This is a genomic window from Falsirhodobacter xinxiangensis, assembly GCF_004959935.1.
Lineage (GTDB): Bacteria > Pseudomonadota > Alphaproteobacteria > Rhodobacterales > Rhodobacteraceae > Falsirhodobacter > Falsirhodobacter xinxiangensis.
Genome location: NZ_SMYN01000035.1, coordinates 1 through 13,736, shown reverse-complemented (window position 1 = coordinate 13,736; position 13,736 = coordinate 1). Strand labels below are relative to the sequence as shown.

Genomic DNA, 13,736 nt, shown 5'->3' with positions numbered 1-13,736 from the left:
GGACCATCCGACCTGACAGATACAGTTGCTAGAGTTCCTGATCTATCCTTTCCCAGACGAAGACCCCGATCATGTCGTCAGGAACCGCACGCGCATGGTGCTGGACGCGCTGTCGGATCCCGACATCATGGATCCGGACGGGGTCGACGTATACAAGCTGGAAGCGCCGATCCATGTCCACAACGTGCCGGACCCGGACGGCCCCGAGGGTGCCGCAACGCAACGGTTGTTCGACGAGATGGCATCGAAGCTGCGCCGTCCCTGGGTCCTGCTGAGCGCCGGGGCCGGGCCCGAAGATTTCCTGCGCAAACTGATCTATGCGTATCGCGCAGGGGCAAGTGGCTACCTTGCCGGCCGCGCCATCTGGGCGCAGGCTTTCGACCGTTTTCCTGACATGAAGGGAATGGAAGAAGCGCTGAAAGGCCAGGCGCTGCCGTTTATGGATCGGCTCAACGAGTTGACCGACAAAATGGCAAAGCCTTGGGACACCCACCCGACCTTCGGGGGAAAGGTAGACGTTACGCCGGGTGGGCAGAACTTTGCCTGGGAATACGGCAAGGCGTCTTAATAGGAAGCGGGCCTGTGTTTTTTGGCAGGTCTGGTTTGTCGCGCGCCGGGAAGTAAACCCCGGCGCGCGCGTGCCTTAGAAGTCGTTCAGCAGCGCTTCGGGGATGTTCTGATAGCTGACCGGGCGCAGGAAGCGGCGGATCGACATCGTCCCGACCGAGGTTGCGCCGAAGTTCGTGGATGCCGGGTAAGGCCCGCCATGGACCATCGAATCCACGACTTCGACCCCGGTGGGGAAGCCGTTGGCCAGCACGCGGCCCGATTTACGCTCCAGCACCGGCAGCAGTTTGGCTGCCGCGCCATGATCGGCATCGTTCAGATGCAGCGTCGTCGTCAGCTGGCCTTGCAGACCCTTGGCCAGATGCACCATGTCCTCGACCGAATCCACGCGCACGACCAGACCGAGCGGACCGAAGACTTCCTCGCCCAGAGTATGGTCTTCGAGAAACGCATCCGCCGTCGTCTCGTAAAGGTTCGGGCTGGCCTGACGGCCTTCGCTGGTGGTGGACACGACAGGCTTGACCGAATTGCGGGTCTCGAACCGCTCCTGCCCATCGCGATAGGCTTGTGCGATGCCGTCGGTCAGCATGGTCTGCGGGGCGACCTTTTCCAGCGCGGCCTTGGTGGCCGACACGAAGGTATCCGCCGCGTCGCCCTTCACCACCACGNTGGTGGCCGACACGAAGGTATCCGCCGCGTCGCCCTTCACCACCACGGCGATGCCGGGATTGGTGCAGAACTGGCCCGCGCCCATCGTCAGCGATCCGGCCCAGCCGGTGCCCAGCGCCTCGCCGCGCGCCTTCGCAGCCTCGGGCAGCACGAACATCGGGTTGACCGAGCCAAGCTCGCCGAAGAACGGGATCGGCTCGGGGCGCTGGGCACAAAGATCGAACAGCGCGCGGCCCCCGGCCAGCGATCCGGTGAAGCCGACCGCCTTGATGTTGGGATTGGTGACCAGCGCCTCGCCCACCTTGCGGTTGCCGCCCTGGATCAGGCTGAAGGTGCCCTTCGGCATCCCGGTCTTTTCGATGGCGGCAAGGACGGCTTCGGCGACAATCTCGCCCGTTCCGGGATGGGCGCTGTGGCCCTTGACCACGACCGGGCAGCCAGCAGCCAGCGCGGCGGCGGTGTCGCCTCCCGCGGTCGAAAACGCCAGCGGGAAGTTCGAAGCGCCGAAGACCGCGACAGGCCCGATCGGGCGCTGCATCAGACGGATTTCCGGACGCGGCGCGGGCTGGCGGTCGGGCTGGGCGGCATCGACGCGGCGGTCGAGGTATTCGCCATCGCGGATATGCTGCGCAAACAGCCGCAACTGGCCGGTGGTGCGGCCCCGTTCGCCGTTCAGGCGCGCTTCGGGCAGTCCGGTTTCCTGCGTGCCGATCTCGGTGATCTGGGCGGCGCGGGCCTCGATCTCGTCTGCGATGGCGTCAAGAAACGCCGCACGCTGTTCGCGCGTGGTGTAGCCATAGGTCCAGAACGCATCTTCCGCCGCCGCGCAGGCGCGGGCCACCAGTTCCACGGTGCCTGTCGAAAACGCATGCGACGGCCCGTGCGCCGGAGACGATGCAAAGGTCGCATCGCCGGAAGCCCAGTCCCCGGCAATCAGGTGCTTGCCATGCGGCGTAAAGGTCATGCGGTCTCTCCCATCAGTTTGGGCCAGTCGACGAAGCGCATCTCGATGATTTCGACATCGCCCCAGATGCTTTCGCGGGCGTAGGGTTCGCGCGTCAGGTATTCGTCCAACGCCGCGCGGTCGGGAAAGCGGCACAGCACGATCGAGCCGACCATGTTGCCGGCATCGTCGAGCATCGCGCCGCCGTCGATAATAGTGCCGTCGGCCTTGGCGGTCTTCAGTCCGGCCATATGCTCGGCCCGCGCCGCAAGCCGCTGTTCCAGCTTGCCTGCGCCATCGCGGCAGATGAGTGCGAAATCCATCAGTCCCTCCCCGGAACCACGGGCGGCTCCATGTGATAGCCCCGGCCTTCGTAGTCGAAGTCGTGCAGTTTGTTCATCGGTTCGGCCTTGTTCACGGGGCTGGCGTAATAGGCGCGGATCTCGCGGATCTTGGTCACGTCGTCGTTGAAGATATACCATTCGTCGCCGCGAAGGGCCTCGCCGATGGCGGTCTTCCAGTGGGTCCATTCGATGACGCCTTCGCGCCCGTCGGGCGAACAGAGCACCTTTTCGATGGTCCATTTCGACCCCATCTTTTCGACGCACCAGACCCAGCCATCGGCGATGGCCTCGGCCCCGCGCCACGGGGTGCCGTGTAGCCCGGGTGGAAAATAGTGCACGCCGTCCGGCGTGAAGCAGTCGAGCAGGCCCTGACGGTCGCCTGCGTTGCACATGTCGAAGTAATGGCGGATCAGCGCTTCAGCTTTTTCTGCGCTCACAGCGTATTCCCTTCGGCTTTCCAGGCTTCGAATTCGGCAAGGGTTTCGGGACCCGCGGGGTAGGTGCCGAACAGCGATGCGCCGGCGTCGATCTTAGTGAACAGGAACTTCTCGCGCAGTTCCTGCTCGTAGCTGTCGTTTGCGACATCCACGGCGATGGCGCGCGGGATGACGGTAACGCCATCGGCGTCGCCCACGATGATGTCGCCCGGATAGACGGCGACCTCGGCGCATCCGATCGGCTGCTGCATGGCGATGGCTCGGTGATAGGCGGGTCGAGTGGATGCCACGTTGGCGCGGCAGTAGGCCGGGAAGGCCATGCCCGAAATCTCGGTCCCGTCACGGAAGGCGCCGTCGGTGATCGCGGCGGCAACGCCTTTACGCATCATACGCGTCATCAGCATGTTACCTGCGGACGCCGCGCGGGGATCATTGCGGCTGTCAATGACCAGCACCTGACCGGCTTCAATCTTTTCGACTGCTTCCCACTGCACGTTGTCTTCGCCGCGCTTCTTCAGATCACCCAGATTCCAGTCCTTGTCTTCGCGCGAGGGAATGAAGCGCAGGGTGAACGCCTCGCCCGCGAAGCTTCCGGTCGTCTTCGACAGCGGTGCGAGTCCCACCAGGAACTGCTGGCGGTAGCCGCGTTTAAAAAGCTGCGTGGTCAGCGTGCCCTGGCCGCATTTCTTCAGCTTTTCCAGGGTTTCCGCAGAGATTTCGATCTTGTCGCTCAAAGGGGTGTCTCCCGTTCCGAGTGGTTTGTGCCGCCGCAATTGCGAACCACAATGTGAGATGTTATGCGCGATCGGGTCCTGTCTGGCAACGGTCAGATTTACGAATTTCTGGTGAACTCATCAAAGCGATTCGTTTACGAGAATGAAAACAATGGCTTAAGTCTGCATACTCTATATCGTTGAGACGATGAATACGTCCCACAATATAGAAATTCCTTTACAGGCTGTCCACTATGTGCGACTCGTCACCTTCAGAAAGCTCAGGATGCGGGAAGGGCGATGGCCCCGGGGGACGGCGCTGGGCGGCACACGGAGGAGCGCGTGAACTATACATTCGACTTCGGTGCGATCCTGCAGCACAGCGACCTGCTGCTGGATGGCGCCTGGACCACGCTGGTCCTTGCCTTCTGGGCGACAATATCGGGGTTCCTGATGGGAACGCTCTGTGCCGTCGGCGCGACAAGCGGGCCGCGCTGGCTGCGCGCCATCCTGATCGGATATGTCGAGGTGGCGCGTAACACGCCGCTTCTGATCCAGTCCTATTTCCTGATTTTTGGCCTTGCCAGCGCGGGCGTGCGTCTGCCGATCATGGTGGGGGCAGTGATCGCACTGGTGGTCAACGTCACGGCCTATACCGCCGAGGTGATGCGCGCCGGGATCGAAAGCGTCCGCAAGGGCCAGCTTGAGGCTGCCGAATGCCTCGGCCTGTCGCGATTCCAGATTTTCATGAACATCATCCTGCGTCCGGCGATGGAGCGCGTTTATCCCTCGCTGGCCTCACTGTTCGTGCTTCTCATGCTGGGATCGTCGGTGCTGTCCGCGGTGGGTGTGGAAGAGCTGTTCGGGACGTCGAACCGTGTCCAGTCGCTGACCTATCGCAACTTCGAGACTTTCATCGTGCTTGGCGGCTTCTACCTGGCGCTGACCGTACTGATGCGGTTTGTGTTCTGGGCGCTCGGCCTCGTGCTGTTCCCGCGCCAGCGCAAGCTCGGCACCGCGCTGTAAGGGGCCTGCAAATGAACATGAACTTTCTTCTGCTGCTGCTGGACGGGTTGAAAGGAACGGTGATCCTTTCGCTGCTAACCTTCCTCGTGGGCGGCACCGCGGGCTTCATCGTCGCGCTTTCACGGCTCTCACCCTTCGCGCCGCTACGCATCGCCGCGCAGCTTTGGACGCAGGTGGTGCAGGGCATCCCGCTGCTGGTGATCATGGGCATCGTGTATTTCGGGCCTGCGATCTACGGTATCTTCGCGGTCCCGCCGCTGATCGCCGCGACCATCGCGATGGCGATCTGGGCCTCGGCCTATCTGGGCGAGATCTGGTACGGTTGCCTGCGGTCCGTCAACAAGCCGCAATGGGAAGCCGCAGAATGCCTGGGCCTCACGCGCTGGCAACGGATGAGCCGGGTGATCCTGCCACAGGCGCTGCGCCTTGCGATCCCGCCGACCGTCGGCTTCATGGTGATTATCGTAAAGAACACCTCAATCTCGTCGCTCGTCGTTGGCTATGCCGAACTGAGCTACAACGCCAAGGTCATCAACAACTCCAGCTTCGAGCCGTTCCTCTACTTCGGTCTCGCCGGTCTGTTCTATTTCCTCGTCTGCTATCCGCTTTCGGTTCAGGCGCGCGCTTTGGAAAGGAAACTCAATGTCGCCAATCGTTGAAATGCGTGAGCTGCGCAAATCCTTCGGCGCGGTCGACGTGCTCAAGGGCGTCACCTTCGACGTCGAGCGCGGGCAGGTCGCGGCGATCATCGGCCAATCGGGGTCGGGCAAATCCACTGCACTGCGCTGCATCGACCATCTGGAAAAGATCAACGGTGGCGAGTTGACCGTTTGTGGTCATGCCCTGCACACGGACAAGCCGGACCTCGCGGCGCTGCGCAAGGACGTGGGCATCGTGTTTCAAGGCTACAACTTGTTCCCGCATCTGACCGTCGGTCAGAATATCACGATGGCGCCCAAACTCGTCCACCGCAGGTCCCGCAAGGAGGCGGATGAAATTGGTCGCGAGATGATCGCGAAGGTAGGCCTCGCCGATCGCTGGGACTACTATCCCGAACAGCTCAGCGGCGGTCAGCAGCAGCGCGTTGCCATTGCCCGAAGCCTTGCGATGCAACCTAAGCTGATGCTGTTCGACGAAGTGACTTCGGCGCTGGACCCCAAGCTGACCGGCGAAGTGCTGCGCGTGATGGAAAAGCTGGCCTCCGAAGGGATGACGATGATCCTTGTGACGCACGAGATGCAGTTCGCGCGCAACGTGGCGGACAAGGTCATCTACATGCGCGACGGGCGGGTTCACGAGATGGGTGGGCCGGAAATCCTGTCGCAACCCTCGACGCCCGAACTTGCCGATTTCGTCAACGAAGAATTTTGACCCTGCGGGGTCGCTGGGAGGGAAGACATGAAACTGACGAATATCATTGCCGCCGCCGCGCTGGCCCTGCTGCCGGGCATCGCCGCTGCCGATACGCTTGACAAGGTCGAGGGCGGCAAAACCCTTACCATCGCTTTCGATCCGGGCGTGCCGCCATGGTCCTACAAGGACGCGAACCTGGACTATGCCGGGTATGAGTGGATGGTCGCTTCCAAACTTGCCGCCGACAACGGGTGGGAGCTGAAGGTGGTCGAGACCAACGGCGCCAATCGCATTCCGCTTCTGATGACGGGGCAGGTAGATATCGTCGTCGCCGCTATGTCCATCACGGACGAACGCAAGAAGGTCATTGACTTCTCGATCCCCTATGGCGGCACGCAGACCGCCGTTTCGGGTGCGCCGGATAATCAGATCGCATCGGTCGAGGATCTGGTGGGCAAATCCATTGCCGTCGCGCGCGGCACGGTCATGGACACGCAGCTTACGGACATGGCGCTTCCGGGCACCAACATCGTGCGGTTCGAGGACGAGGCGACGACCCTGACCTCCATCCTGTCGGGCCAGCTTGATCTGGTCGCACAGGCAACCAGCCTCAACCACACGATCATGCAGCGCAATCCGGGCATCGTGCTGGAGCCGAAGGTGATCCTTGGCACCAGCCGCCACGGGATCGGCCTGCGCAAGGGCGACGAGCCGCTGAAGGCCAAGATCGACGAATGGATCACCGCCAACATGAAGGACGGCACGCTGCAGAAGTTCTTCGAAGAGGCGCATGGCAGCCCGATGCCCGACTTCGTGGTCGAAGACGTTCTCGGCCAAGCCTCGAACTGAGGGGTCGCGATGTCCGTCCTGATGACCGAAGAACGTTCGGACGGCATTGCCCTGATCCATGCCTGCCCGGCCGATGCGCCGGACAGGCCCCTTCCGACGGTGATCCTGTTCCACTCGTTCGGCGTGTCGAAAGAGGTGATCAGCTTTCTGGGCTACATGCTGGCGACTGTTGGGATGCGCTCCCTGATGCCAGAGGCCCCGGCCCACGGCGAAAGGTTCGACGGCGACGGGGCCGCCCGCGCACGCGCATTCTGGCAGATCGTCACCGATTACGTCGCCGAGGCCGAAGCCCTGCGGCAGGCCTATGCGCCGCTGGCCACGGAATTCGGGGTGGCGGGCACGTCGATGGGCGGGTTCGCGGCGCTTGCGGCGACGGCGCGGTATGACTGGGTGGCAGCGACGGTCTGCTTCATGGGAAGCGCCTATTTCCGCCGCAATGCCCGCAGCCTGTTTCCGCCGATGGGCGTCTATGACAGACTGACGGCAGACGCGCATGACCGCGCGATGGCGGCGGTCCCCGACCCCTCGGCCATGCTGGGGCGTCTGGCGGGGCGGCCGATCCAACTTTGGCACGGACAGCGCGACGATGTGGTGCATTTCTCGAACGCGCTCGATCTTCAGGCGGATCTGCGCGCCCTGGGCGGGGCGGGGCGGCTGGAGGTCGGGATCGATCCGAACGGATCGCACCGCGTCACCGATGCCGCCGCGCGTGCCGGTGTCGCTTTTCTTGCGCGGGAACTCGACGATGCACGCGGATTTGCCTAGAAGGTCGAGATGACCGGAGACGTCAGATGAACCGTAGCACTTCCCCCGAAGCCGTGCGTGGAACGGCACTGCTGACCAAGGCACTTGATATCCTCGAATTCGTGGGCGAGGGCGACCGTCGGATCAAGTTCAAGGACATCGCGGAATATACCGGGCACACCCGGTCCACCCTGTATCGCATTCTTGCGGCACTGACGTCGCGGGGGATGCTGGATCTGGACAAGCGGGACCAAAGCTACATTCTTGGGCCGAGGTTCACGGCGATGTCGGGGTCGATCTCGCAGAACTCGGAACTGATCGCCCGCGCTTCGGGGCCGCTGCGCGATCTGGCCGAGATGTATGGCGAGAACATCAACCTTGCGGTGCTCAACGGAACGGCGCCGGTGACCGTCGCGCGTTGGCAGGGATCGGCCGCGCAGCCGTTTTCCGTGCCACTGGGCGAGAAGAAGCCGCTGCACGCCACGAGCCTTGGCAAGGCCATACTGGCCTTTGCCGACGAGGCAACGGCGGCCGATCTTCTGTGCCGCATCGACTATACCCGCTATACCGCGCGAACGCTGGTCACGTCCGAGGCGCTTCAGGCGGATCTGAGCATCTGCCGCGCCCGTGGCTATGCCATGGACGACAACGAGATCCTGGACGGGGTGGTCTGCGTGGCCGCACCGATCTACGGGCCGGATGGAAGGGTGGCAGGTTCGGCGTCGTTCAACGTGCCCGCGCATCGGATGGACCCGGCGCGGCGCGGGGAGCTTGCATCCTTGCTGATCGGCGTCACGCGCCAGATCAGCGAGGACATGGCCCTGCATGGCGCGATGCAGCGCGATCACGCGCTTTCGCCCCAGCTTCGGGTCATGGACGTCAAGGCATTCCAAGCACGCAACCTGCTATGGAGCGATGCGGAACGGGCGCTTTATTGGATCGACCGGGCCGGCGGAACGGTGAACCGGCAGGTCGCGGGCCAGCGAGAGGTCATCGCCGCCTTCCCCGGCGCGGTAGAGGCGATTAGTGTATCGGACGGCGGCCTGGTCCATGCTGTCCATGACGGTCGGCTTTGGCGCATTGACGACCGCCAGCGGTGCGAACTTCTGGCCCATCCCGTCCTGGCGGGCGTGACGCGGATGCATCAGGTAAATGCGGGCTTTTTGCTGACGTCGCCGCAGGGGCTGCATCTTCTCACGCTGGACGGCGAGGCGCGGATCATCCTTCGCGGCGATGGGCGGTTCCACAGTTCCGGCGTGACGGGCGACGGGCAGATCGCGGCCGCGTCCGAAGATGGCAGCGAGGTCGAGATCCTGCGCATTTCTGATGACGGGCGGGTCGATCCCGTTCGCAGGGTCACGCTTGAACGGCCCGCCCCGCGGCTTGTCGCGCTGCATCTCGGGAACGACGGGACGATTAGCCTGTCGCAGCGCGATGGCTGGGCGATCTGGCGATACGATGGCGCCGGGGCGGTGCTGGGATCCTTCGCCCTGCCGGTGCCTAGCCTCGTGTCGATGGCCGGGGGCGAGGAGCCTTCGATCGTCTATGCCGGGTCTGACCGGCTTTCGCTGTCGTCGAACCAGCTGCGGCTAGCGCCGCTGTCGGGCGGCATCTTCCGCATCGACGGCGCGGCCTAAAGCACTTCCAGCGTAACAGTCCCGCGCAGCGTCGCACCGGGGGCCAGCGAGCGCATTCGGTCCTGCATGCGGACCGGCTGCAGCGTCAGCGCCCCGGCAAGGTGGCTGACCGGCTCGATACAGGCGTAATCGGGCGTCTCGTGGACTACCAGATGCGACAGCTCGGCACTGCCGCGCAGCCGCAGCCGCGCCCCGCCGGAAAGCGTGACGATGGCAGCGCTCCAGTCCGACAGGTGCCGGGTGGGGCTGTCTTCGCCCTTGGCCCGGCTGTGGCCGAGGGGCATCATGTCCGGCCCCGCGGGCCATGCCAGTGCGGCATCGTCCTCGACCCGGCAGGGCGGAAAGAACGGGTGCCAGCCAAAACCCGCAGGCATCGTCCGCGCGGAACGGTTCGTGACCGACATCGCGATTTCCAGCGCCGTATCGGTCAGCGTGATGTCCTGCACCGCGGTAAGATCCCACGGCCAGAGATCGTCCGCGCTATGCTCCAGCACCATCCGCGCCCCTTCGATCCGCCAATCCGGACGGCTGGCGAAACCGTGCAGCGCATTGGGCTCGGCAGGATGCAGGGGTAGGGCATAGGGTTGCCCGTCCCAATCGAAACGCCCGCCCGCGATGCGGTTGTGGAACGGGATCAGCGGATAGGCTCCGGCCTTGGGCCAGAACTCTGGGTCGAAAGGGGCATCCGTCATCGGCACGATCAGATCGCCGTGCAGATCGTGATGCAGCGCCGCGATACGCCCGCCTTCCGGGCGAAGGCGGACGGTCAGCGGCCCGTCGCGCAGCACGGTCATCCGACGCGATATTTCGCGATCATCTCGGGGTCCGGCTCGAACCCTAGACCGACGCCTTGCGGGATCGCCACGCGGCCCGCGACGGGCTTCGGGGTTTCGGTGTAAAGCCACGCCTCGGGCCAGATATAAAGGTATTCGAACAACGGCTCGTCCAGCAGCGCGGCGGCGATCTGAAGCGTCGCGAGATAGCCGGGACCAAAATAGGGCGAATGCGGCATCAGGTGCGCATGATCGGCGGCATCGGCGGCCTTCATAATCTTCAACATTTCGGAAATCCCGCCGACCTTGGTGACCGAAGGCTGCGGATATTTCACCCCGCCCGACGCGATCAGCGCCTCGAACTGCCACGCGGTGCAGAGGTTCTCGCCGGCCGAGATGGGGACCTTGTCCGACAGACGACCCATCTGGGCGTAATCCTCGGGGGGGAAGGTCGGCTCCTCCAGCCACAGCGTGCCGATGCTGCCCAGCCAGGCGGCCATGTCCTGCGCCTCGGGTTCCGGCCAGTTGCAGTTCACGTCGACCATCAATTCGGCCTTGCCGCGCGCGTCGTTGCAGGCGCCGATCGCCTCGCGCGTGACCTCGTGCAGCTTAATGTAGTCGTAGCCCTCGGCCAGCGCCTGTGCGGTGAACCGCGCCGCGATCTTCGGATCGCCATAGCGCACCAGCGAGGCATAGGCCGGAACGCTGCCGCGGCGCATCCCGCCGATCAGCTCGGCCAGCGGTTTGCCCGCCGCCTTGGCTTTCAGGTCCCACAGCGCGATGTCGATGCCCGACAGCGCGAAGATGGTGATGCCGTAGCGCCCGAACAGGACCAGCTTCTGTTGCAGCAGCATCGAGATCGCCTGCGGGTCCGTCGCATCCTTCCCGATCAGCATCGGGATGATCGTGTCGTCCAGCATGGATTTCACCGCGCCCGCGCAGAAATAGCTGAACGCCTCGCCCCAGCCGACGAGGCCGGTGTCGGTCTTGATCCGCACTAGAACCATGTCCAGCTGGTTCCATGCGGACGGCGTCATGCCGAGGCCGGTGCCACCGTCGTCGAAGGGAATGTCGAGACGGATGGTGTCGATTCTGGCGATCTTCATTCGGTGCGTTCCCATGTGTCGATGTCGGCCTTAAAATTGGCGGTGGCATAGCTGCCTCCAATGGCACGACCGAAGATGTCGTCGCCCGCCGACTGATCCGCGACCGAAGGGTGGTCGAGGTGATCCTCGGGGCGGTGGCTCGGTGCAAAGCCGATGGCCTTGGCGCCCGAATTGTCGAAAAAGGGCGCGGCGCAATCGGCGGTCGCGAAGACGGCGCGGTGCCCCGGCCCCTTGCGCGCCAGTGCCAGCGCGGTCAGCGCGGCCAGATCGTCGAAGCTGATCCACATATGCATGCGGCGCTCGTCTGGAACCGAGGGGCCGCAATTGCCGATCCGCAGGCTGGTCGCGGTCAACCCATTCGCATCGGCATAGAAGGACAGAACCGCCTCGGTCCAGATCTTGTTGATGCCATACCAGCCGTCGGGCCGGGGCGGAGCATCGGCAGGCAGGGGTGCGGCGATGCGGGGGTAGAGTCCCCAGCCGTGGTTGGAACTGGCGAAGACGACATGGCTGACGCCGTTCGCCAGCGCGGCCTCCATCATCGCGACCGTCCCACGATAGTTGGGATCCAGCGTTTCTTCGAAGGTGACGGCCTCGCCGTGGCGGCAGGCAAGGTGCAGGATCGCATCCGCACCCTCGACCGCCTTCGCGACATCGGCGGCATTGCCCATATCGCCCACGAGGACGCGAGCCCCGGGCAGAGCCGGCGCGGCCACGAGATCGAAGAGCGTTAGATCCCAGTCAGGCGCGAGGCGCTGCGTCATCTCGCGTCCCAAAAGCCCGGCGGCCCCGGTTATCAACAATCTCGGCATCGGTGCCCCTCCCTTTCAGGAGGGAGCCTAGAGCGAGAAGCGGGCGGGTTCAATACCACATTGTGATACATCAATCCGCGTAGGTGACGATGTCGGCGGGCAGGTCCGCATGTTGATACTTCGCATATATCGCGCCGATTTTGCCGTTCTCGACGTTATCTCCGATCCACTCGTCAAGGTATTCCGCAAGGTCGGTGTCGCCTTTGCGGATACCGACTCCTGCTCGAAATTCCCGCAATGTGATTTTTGGCTCCAGTTGCAGCGACGGGTTGCGGGCATTGATCACGTCGATCAGCGATTGCGCCTGCGCGACCAAGGGAACCTGACCGGCGGCAACGGCCGTGATGGTGGTCGCCTCGTCCTCGAACCGGATGATCTCGGTCCTAGCGGGGGCAAGGGCGGTCAGGTCGGTGTCGTTCGCCGTGCCGCGCGTGACGGCGATGCGCTGTCCGGCAAGATCCTCGGCGCTTGCGATCTTAGCCCCGGCGGGGGCGGCGATGAAGGTGGATGCGCCGGTATAGGGGCGCGAGAAGTCGATGACCTGCCTACGTTCATCAGTGATGGAAAGCACAGACATGATGATGTCGGCCTGACCGGACATCAGGAACGGGATGCGGTTCGCGCCGTTCGTCTGCACGATCTCCATGTCGACCCCCAGCGAGTCGGCCAGAAGCTGCGCCGTCTCGACCTCCGATCCGACGGGGACGAGGTTTTCATCCTTGTATGACCATGGCGGTACGCTCAGGTCGATGGCGATGCGGATGGCGCCGCGCTCTCGGATGCGCTCCAGCGTGGTTTCGGCATGGGCCGCTGCTGCGATAAGCAGGGCCGCGGCGGTCAGGATCGCAGTCTTCATGTCTTCCTCCCAAAAGTCATGGTTACAGCGGCCGCGGCACGGGGATGCCGTGGCGCGCGAAGTGCGGAGCGAGTCCGTTCATGATCGTATCGGACAGCGGCAGGCCGTCGCGCAGCGCCGCCTCTTGCCGCAGCCGCGCCTGATCGCCGGGGACGCGGACGCGGTCCACGCCGGGGCGGGGCGGGCTTTGACGGCAGTTGTCCACCAGCCAGTCCATCTCCTCGGCGAAGTGGCGTTTGCCGCCGAAGGCTTCGGGGTCGATCACCTGCAGGAAGGTGTTCATCACCGTGCCGGACAATTCGTGCCGCCGCCCGGTTCCGGTCAGCCCCTGGGTCAGCGCCTCGACCAGCAGGGCCATCGCATAGCCCTTGTGGCCGTGATCCATCCCGCCGACCGGCATCAGCGTGCCTTTGCCTTCGATCAGCACCTTGGGATCGCGGCTGGGTTGGCCCACCTCGTCCAGAAGCCATTCGCTGCCGTATTGCCCGCCCGCCTCGGCCAGTTGCAGCGAGCGTTTGATGGTAGTGATCGAACAACTGATGTCCAGCAGCACCGGATCGGCCAGCGTCGGAATGCCTGCGGACAGGGGGTTCGGGGTGAATACGCCCGTGGTGCCGCCAAAGGGCGCGACCCCCTGCGCGGCGGGACCGGAGCAGGCGAGGATCACGAGATATCCCCGTTCCGTCAGGCGCGGCAGATAGGTTGCAAGCGCGCCGGTGTGATACCCTTCGCCAATGGTGACGGTGACGGTGCCCTGCGCCTCGATCCGGTCCAGCGCCAGATCAATGGCGCGGTTGATCAGCCATGCGCCCGCCAGCCGGTTGCCGTGCCATGCGACGCAGCCACCCCGGTCCGAGATCACGTCATAGCTGCCGGCTGATCCTCCCCCACTGAAGTGGTCCGCCGT

The 13,736-nt window shown here is 64.2% G+C and carries 16 protein-coding genes; 7 read left to right on the top strand and 9 right to left on the bottom strand.

The annotated features are described in order from the left end of the window. Window positions 1-25: 25 nt before the first annotated feature. The gene (locus E2K76_RS19395) at window positions 26-568 is read left to right on the top strand and encodes a hypothetical protein (RefSeq protein WP_220432315.1); all 543 of its coding nucleotides are present in this window, start codon (window positions 26-28) and stop codon (window positions 566-568) included. Between the two features lie 75 nt (window positions 569-643). On the opposite strand, the gene E2K76_RS19390 is transcribed toward E2K76_RS19395, so the two are convergent. Genes E2K76_RS19390 through E2K76_RS19375 form a run of 4 tightly spaced genes read right to left on the bottom strand, consistent with a single transcriptional unit; the run spans window position 644 to window position 3,694 of the window. Beyond that, window positions 644-2,200: an aldehyde dehydrogenase (NADP(+)) gene (locus E2K76_RS19390; protein ID WP_136686087.1), complete on the bottom strand. Its 1,557-nt coding sequence runs from the start codon at window positions 2,198-2,200 to the stop codon at window positions 644-646. Next, window positions 2,197-2,502, bottom strand: coding sequence for a YciI family protein (locus tag E2K76_RS19385; protein WP_136686086.1), 306 nt, complete (start codon window positions 2,500-2,502; stop codon window positions 2,197-2,199). Before E2K76_RS19385 ends, E2K76_RS19390 begins: the two co-directional genes overlap by 4 nt. Continuing rightward, window positions 2,502-2,960: a nuclear transport factor 2 family protein gene (locus E2K76_RS19380; protein ID WP_220432314.1), complete on the bottom strand. Its 459-nt coding sequence runs from the start codon at window positions 2,958-2,960 to the stop codon at window positions 2,502-2,504. Before E2K76_RS19380 ends, E2K76_RS19385 begins: the two co-directional genes overlap by 1 nt. Beyond that, window positions 2,957-3,694: an RraA family protein gene (locus E2K76_RS19375; protein ID WP_136686085.1), complete on the bottom strand. Its 738-nt coding sequence runs from the start codon at window positions 3,692-3,694 to the stop codon at window positions 2,957-2,959. The genes E2K76_RS19380 and E2K76_RS19375 overlap by 4 nt, the downstream gene beginning before the upstream one ends. 321 nt (window positions 3,695-4,015) lie before the next feature. On the opposite strand from E2K76_RS19375, the gene E2K76_RS19370 reads away from it, so the two are divergent. From E2K76_RS19370 to E2K76_RS19345, 6 genes are read left to right on the top strand one after another with little or no spacing between them, the layout of a single operon-like run. Further along, window positions 4,016-4,699, top strand: coding sequence for an amino acid ABC transporter permease (locus E2K76_RS19370; protein ID WP_136686084.1), 684 nt, complete (start codon window positions 4,016-4,018; stop codon window positions 4,697-4,699). Between the two features lie 11 nt (window positions 4,700-4,710). After that, window positions 4,711-5,358, top strand: coding sequence for an amino acid ABC transporter permease (locus E2K76_RS19365; protein ID WP_136686083.1), 648 nt, complete (start codon window positions 4,711-4,713; stop codon window positions 5,356-5,358). Next, on the top strand, window positions 5,342-6,070 hold the full coding sequence (locus E2K76_RS19360; protein WP_136686082.1) for an ATP-binding cassette domain-containing protein: 729 nt from the start codon (window positions 5,342-5,344) through the stop codon (window positions 6,068-6,070). Before E2K76_RS19365 ends, E2K76_RS19360 begins: the two co-directional genes overlap by 17 nt. A 27-nt stretch (window positions 6,071-6,097) precedes the next feature. After that, a complete protein-coding gene (locus tag E2K76_RS19355) occupies window positions 6,098-6,901 on the top strand; it encodes a transporter substrate-binding domain-containing protein (RefSeq protein WP_136686081.1) in 804 nt (267 codons plus the stop codon). A 9-nt stretch (window positions 6,902-6,910) separates the two neighbouring features. Beyond that, window positions 6,911-7,666 carry an esterase gene (yjfP, locus tag E2K76_RS19350; protein WP_136686080.1) on the top strand — a complete coding sequence of 252 codons (756 nt, stop codon included), beginning with the start codon at window positions 6,911-6,913 and terminating at the stop codon, window positions 7,664-7,666. 26 nt (window positions 7,667-7,692) lie between these two features. Beyond that, the gene (locus E2K76_RS19345) at window positions 7,693-9,282 is read left to right on the top strand and encodes an IclR family transcriptional regulator domain-containing protein (RefSeq protein WP_136686079.1); all 1,590 of its coding nucleotides are present in this window, start codon (window positions 7,693-7,695) and stop codon (window positions 9,280-9,282) included. On the opposite strand, the gene E2K76_RS19340 is transcribed toward E2K76_RS19345, so the two are convergent. From E2K76_RS19340 to E2K76_RS19320, 5 genes are all read right to left on the bottom strand, one after another. Beyond that, a complete protein-coding gene (locus E2K76_RS19340) occupies window positions 9,279-10,076 on the bottom strand; it encodes an aldose epimerase family protein (protein ID WP_136686078.1) in 798 nt (265 codons plus the stop codon). The two genes, E2K76_RS19345 and E2K76_RS19340, sit on opposite strands and share 4 nt — an antisense overlap. Further along, window positions 10,073-11,161: a mandelate racemase/muconate lactonizing enzyme family protein gene (locus E2K76_RS19335; protein ID WP_136686077.1), complete on the bottom strand. Its 1,089-nt coding sequence runs from the start codon at window positions 11,159-11,161 to the stop codon at window positions 10,073-10,075. Before E2K76_RS19335 ends, E2K76_RS19340 begins: the two co-directional genes overlap by 4 nt. After that, window positions 11,158-11,973, bottom strand: a complete 816-nt coding sequence (locus E2K76_RS19330) for an NAD-dependent epimerase/dehydratase family protein (RefSeq protein ID WP_136686076.1) — start codon at window positions 11,971-11,973, stop codon at window positions 11,158-11,160. Before E2K76_RS19330 ends, E2K76_RS19335 begins: the two co-directional genes overlap by 4 nt. Before the next feature lie 70 nt (window positions 11,974-12,043). Next, window positions 12,044-12,829, bottom strand: coding sequence for a transporter substrate-binding domain-containing protein (locus tag E2K76_RS19325; protein ID WP_136686075.1), 786 nt, complete (start codon window positions 12,827-12,829; stop codon window positions 12,044-12,046). Window positions 12,830-12,851: 22 nt separating this feature from the next. Next, window positions 12,852-13,736: Ldh family oxidoreductase (locus tag E2K76_RS19320; protein ID WP_136686074.1), on the bottom strand; the 885-nt coding region annotated here is incomplete at its 5' end.

Bases quoted from the DNA above. Each gene is read 5' to 3' on its own strand.
- E2K76_RS19345 (WP_136686079.1), top strand. From the start codon at position 7,693: ATGAACCGTAGCACTTCCCCCGAAGCCGTGCGTGGAACGGCACTGCTG.
- E2K76_RS19330 (WP_136686076.1), bottom strand. From the start codon at position 11,973: ATGCCGAGATTGTTGATAACCGGGGCCGCCGGGCTTTTGGGACGCGAG.
- E2K76_RS19360 (WP_136686082.1), top strand. From the start codon at position 5,342: ATGTCGCCAATCGTTGAAATGCGTGAGCTGCGCAAATCCTTCGGCGCG.
- E2K76_RS19365 (WP_136686083.1), top strand. From the start codon at position 4,711: ATGAACATGAACTTTCTTCTGCTGCTGCTGGACGGGTTGAAAGGAACG.
- E2K76_RS19340 (WP_136686078.1), bottom strand. From the start codon at position 10,076: ATGACCGTGCTGCGCGACGGGCCGCTGACCGTCCGCCTTCGCCCGGAA.
- E2K76_RS19325 (WP_136686075.1), bottom strand. From the start codon at position 12,829: ATGAAGACTGCGATCCTGACCGCCGCGGCCCTGCTTATCGCAGCAGCG.
- E2K76_RS19335 (WP_136686077.1), bottom strand. From the start codon at position 11,161: ATGAAGATCGCCAGAATCGACACCATCCGTCTCGACATTCCCTTCGAC.
- E2K76_RS19355 (WP_136686081.1), top strand. From the start codon at position 6,098: ATGAAACTGACGAATATCATTGCCGCCGCCGCGCTGGCCCTGCTGCCG.
- yjfP (WP_136686080.1), top strand. From the start codon at position 6,911: ATGTCCGTCCTGATGACCGAAGAACGTTCGGACGGCATTGCCCTGATC.
- E2K76_RS19385 (WP_136686086.1), bottom strand. From the start codon at position 2,502: ATGGATTTCGCACTCATCTGCCGCGATGGCGCAGGCAAGCTGGAACAG.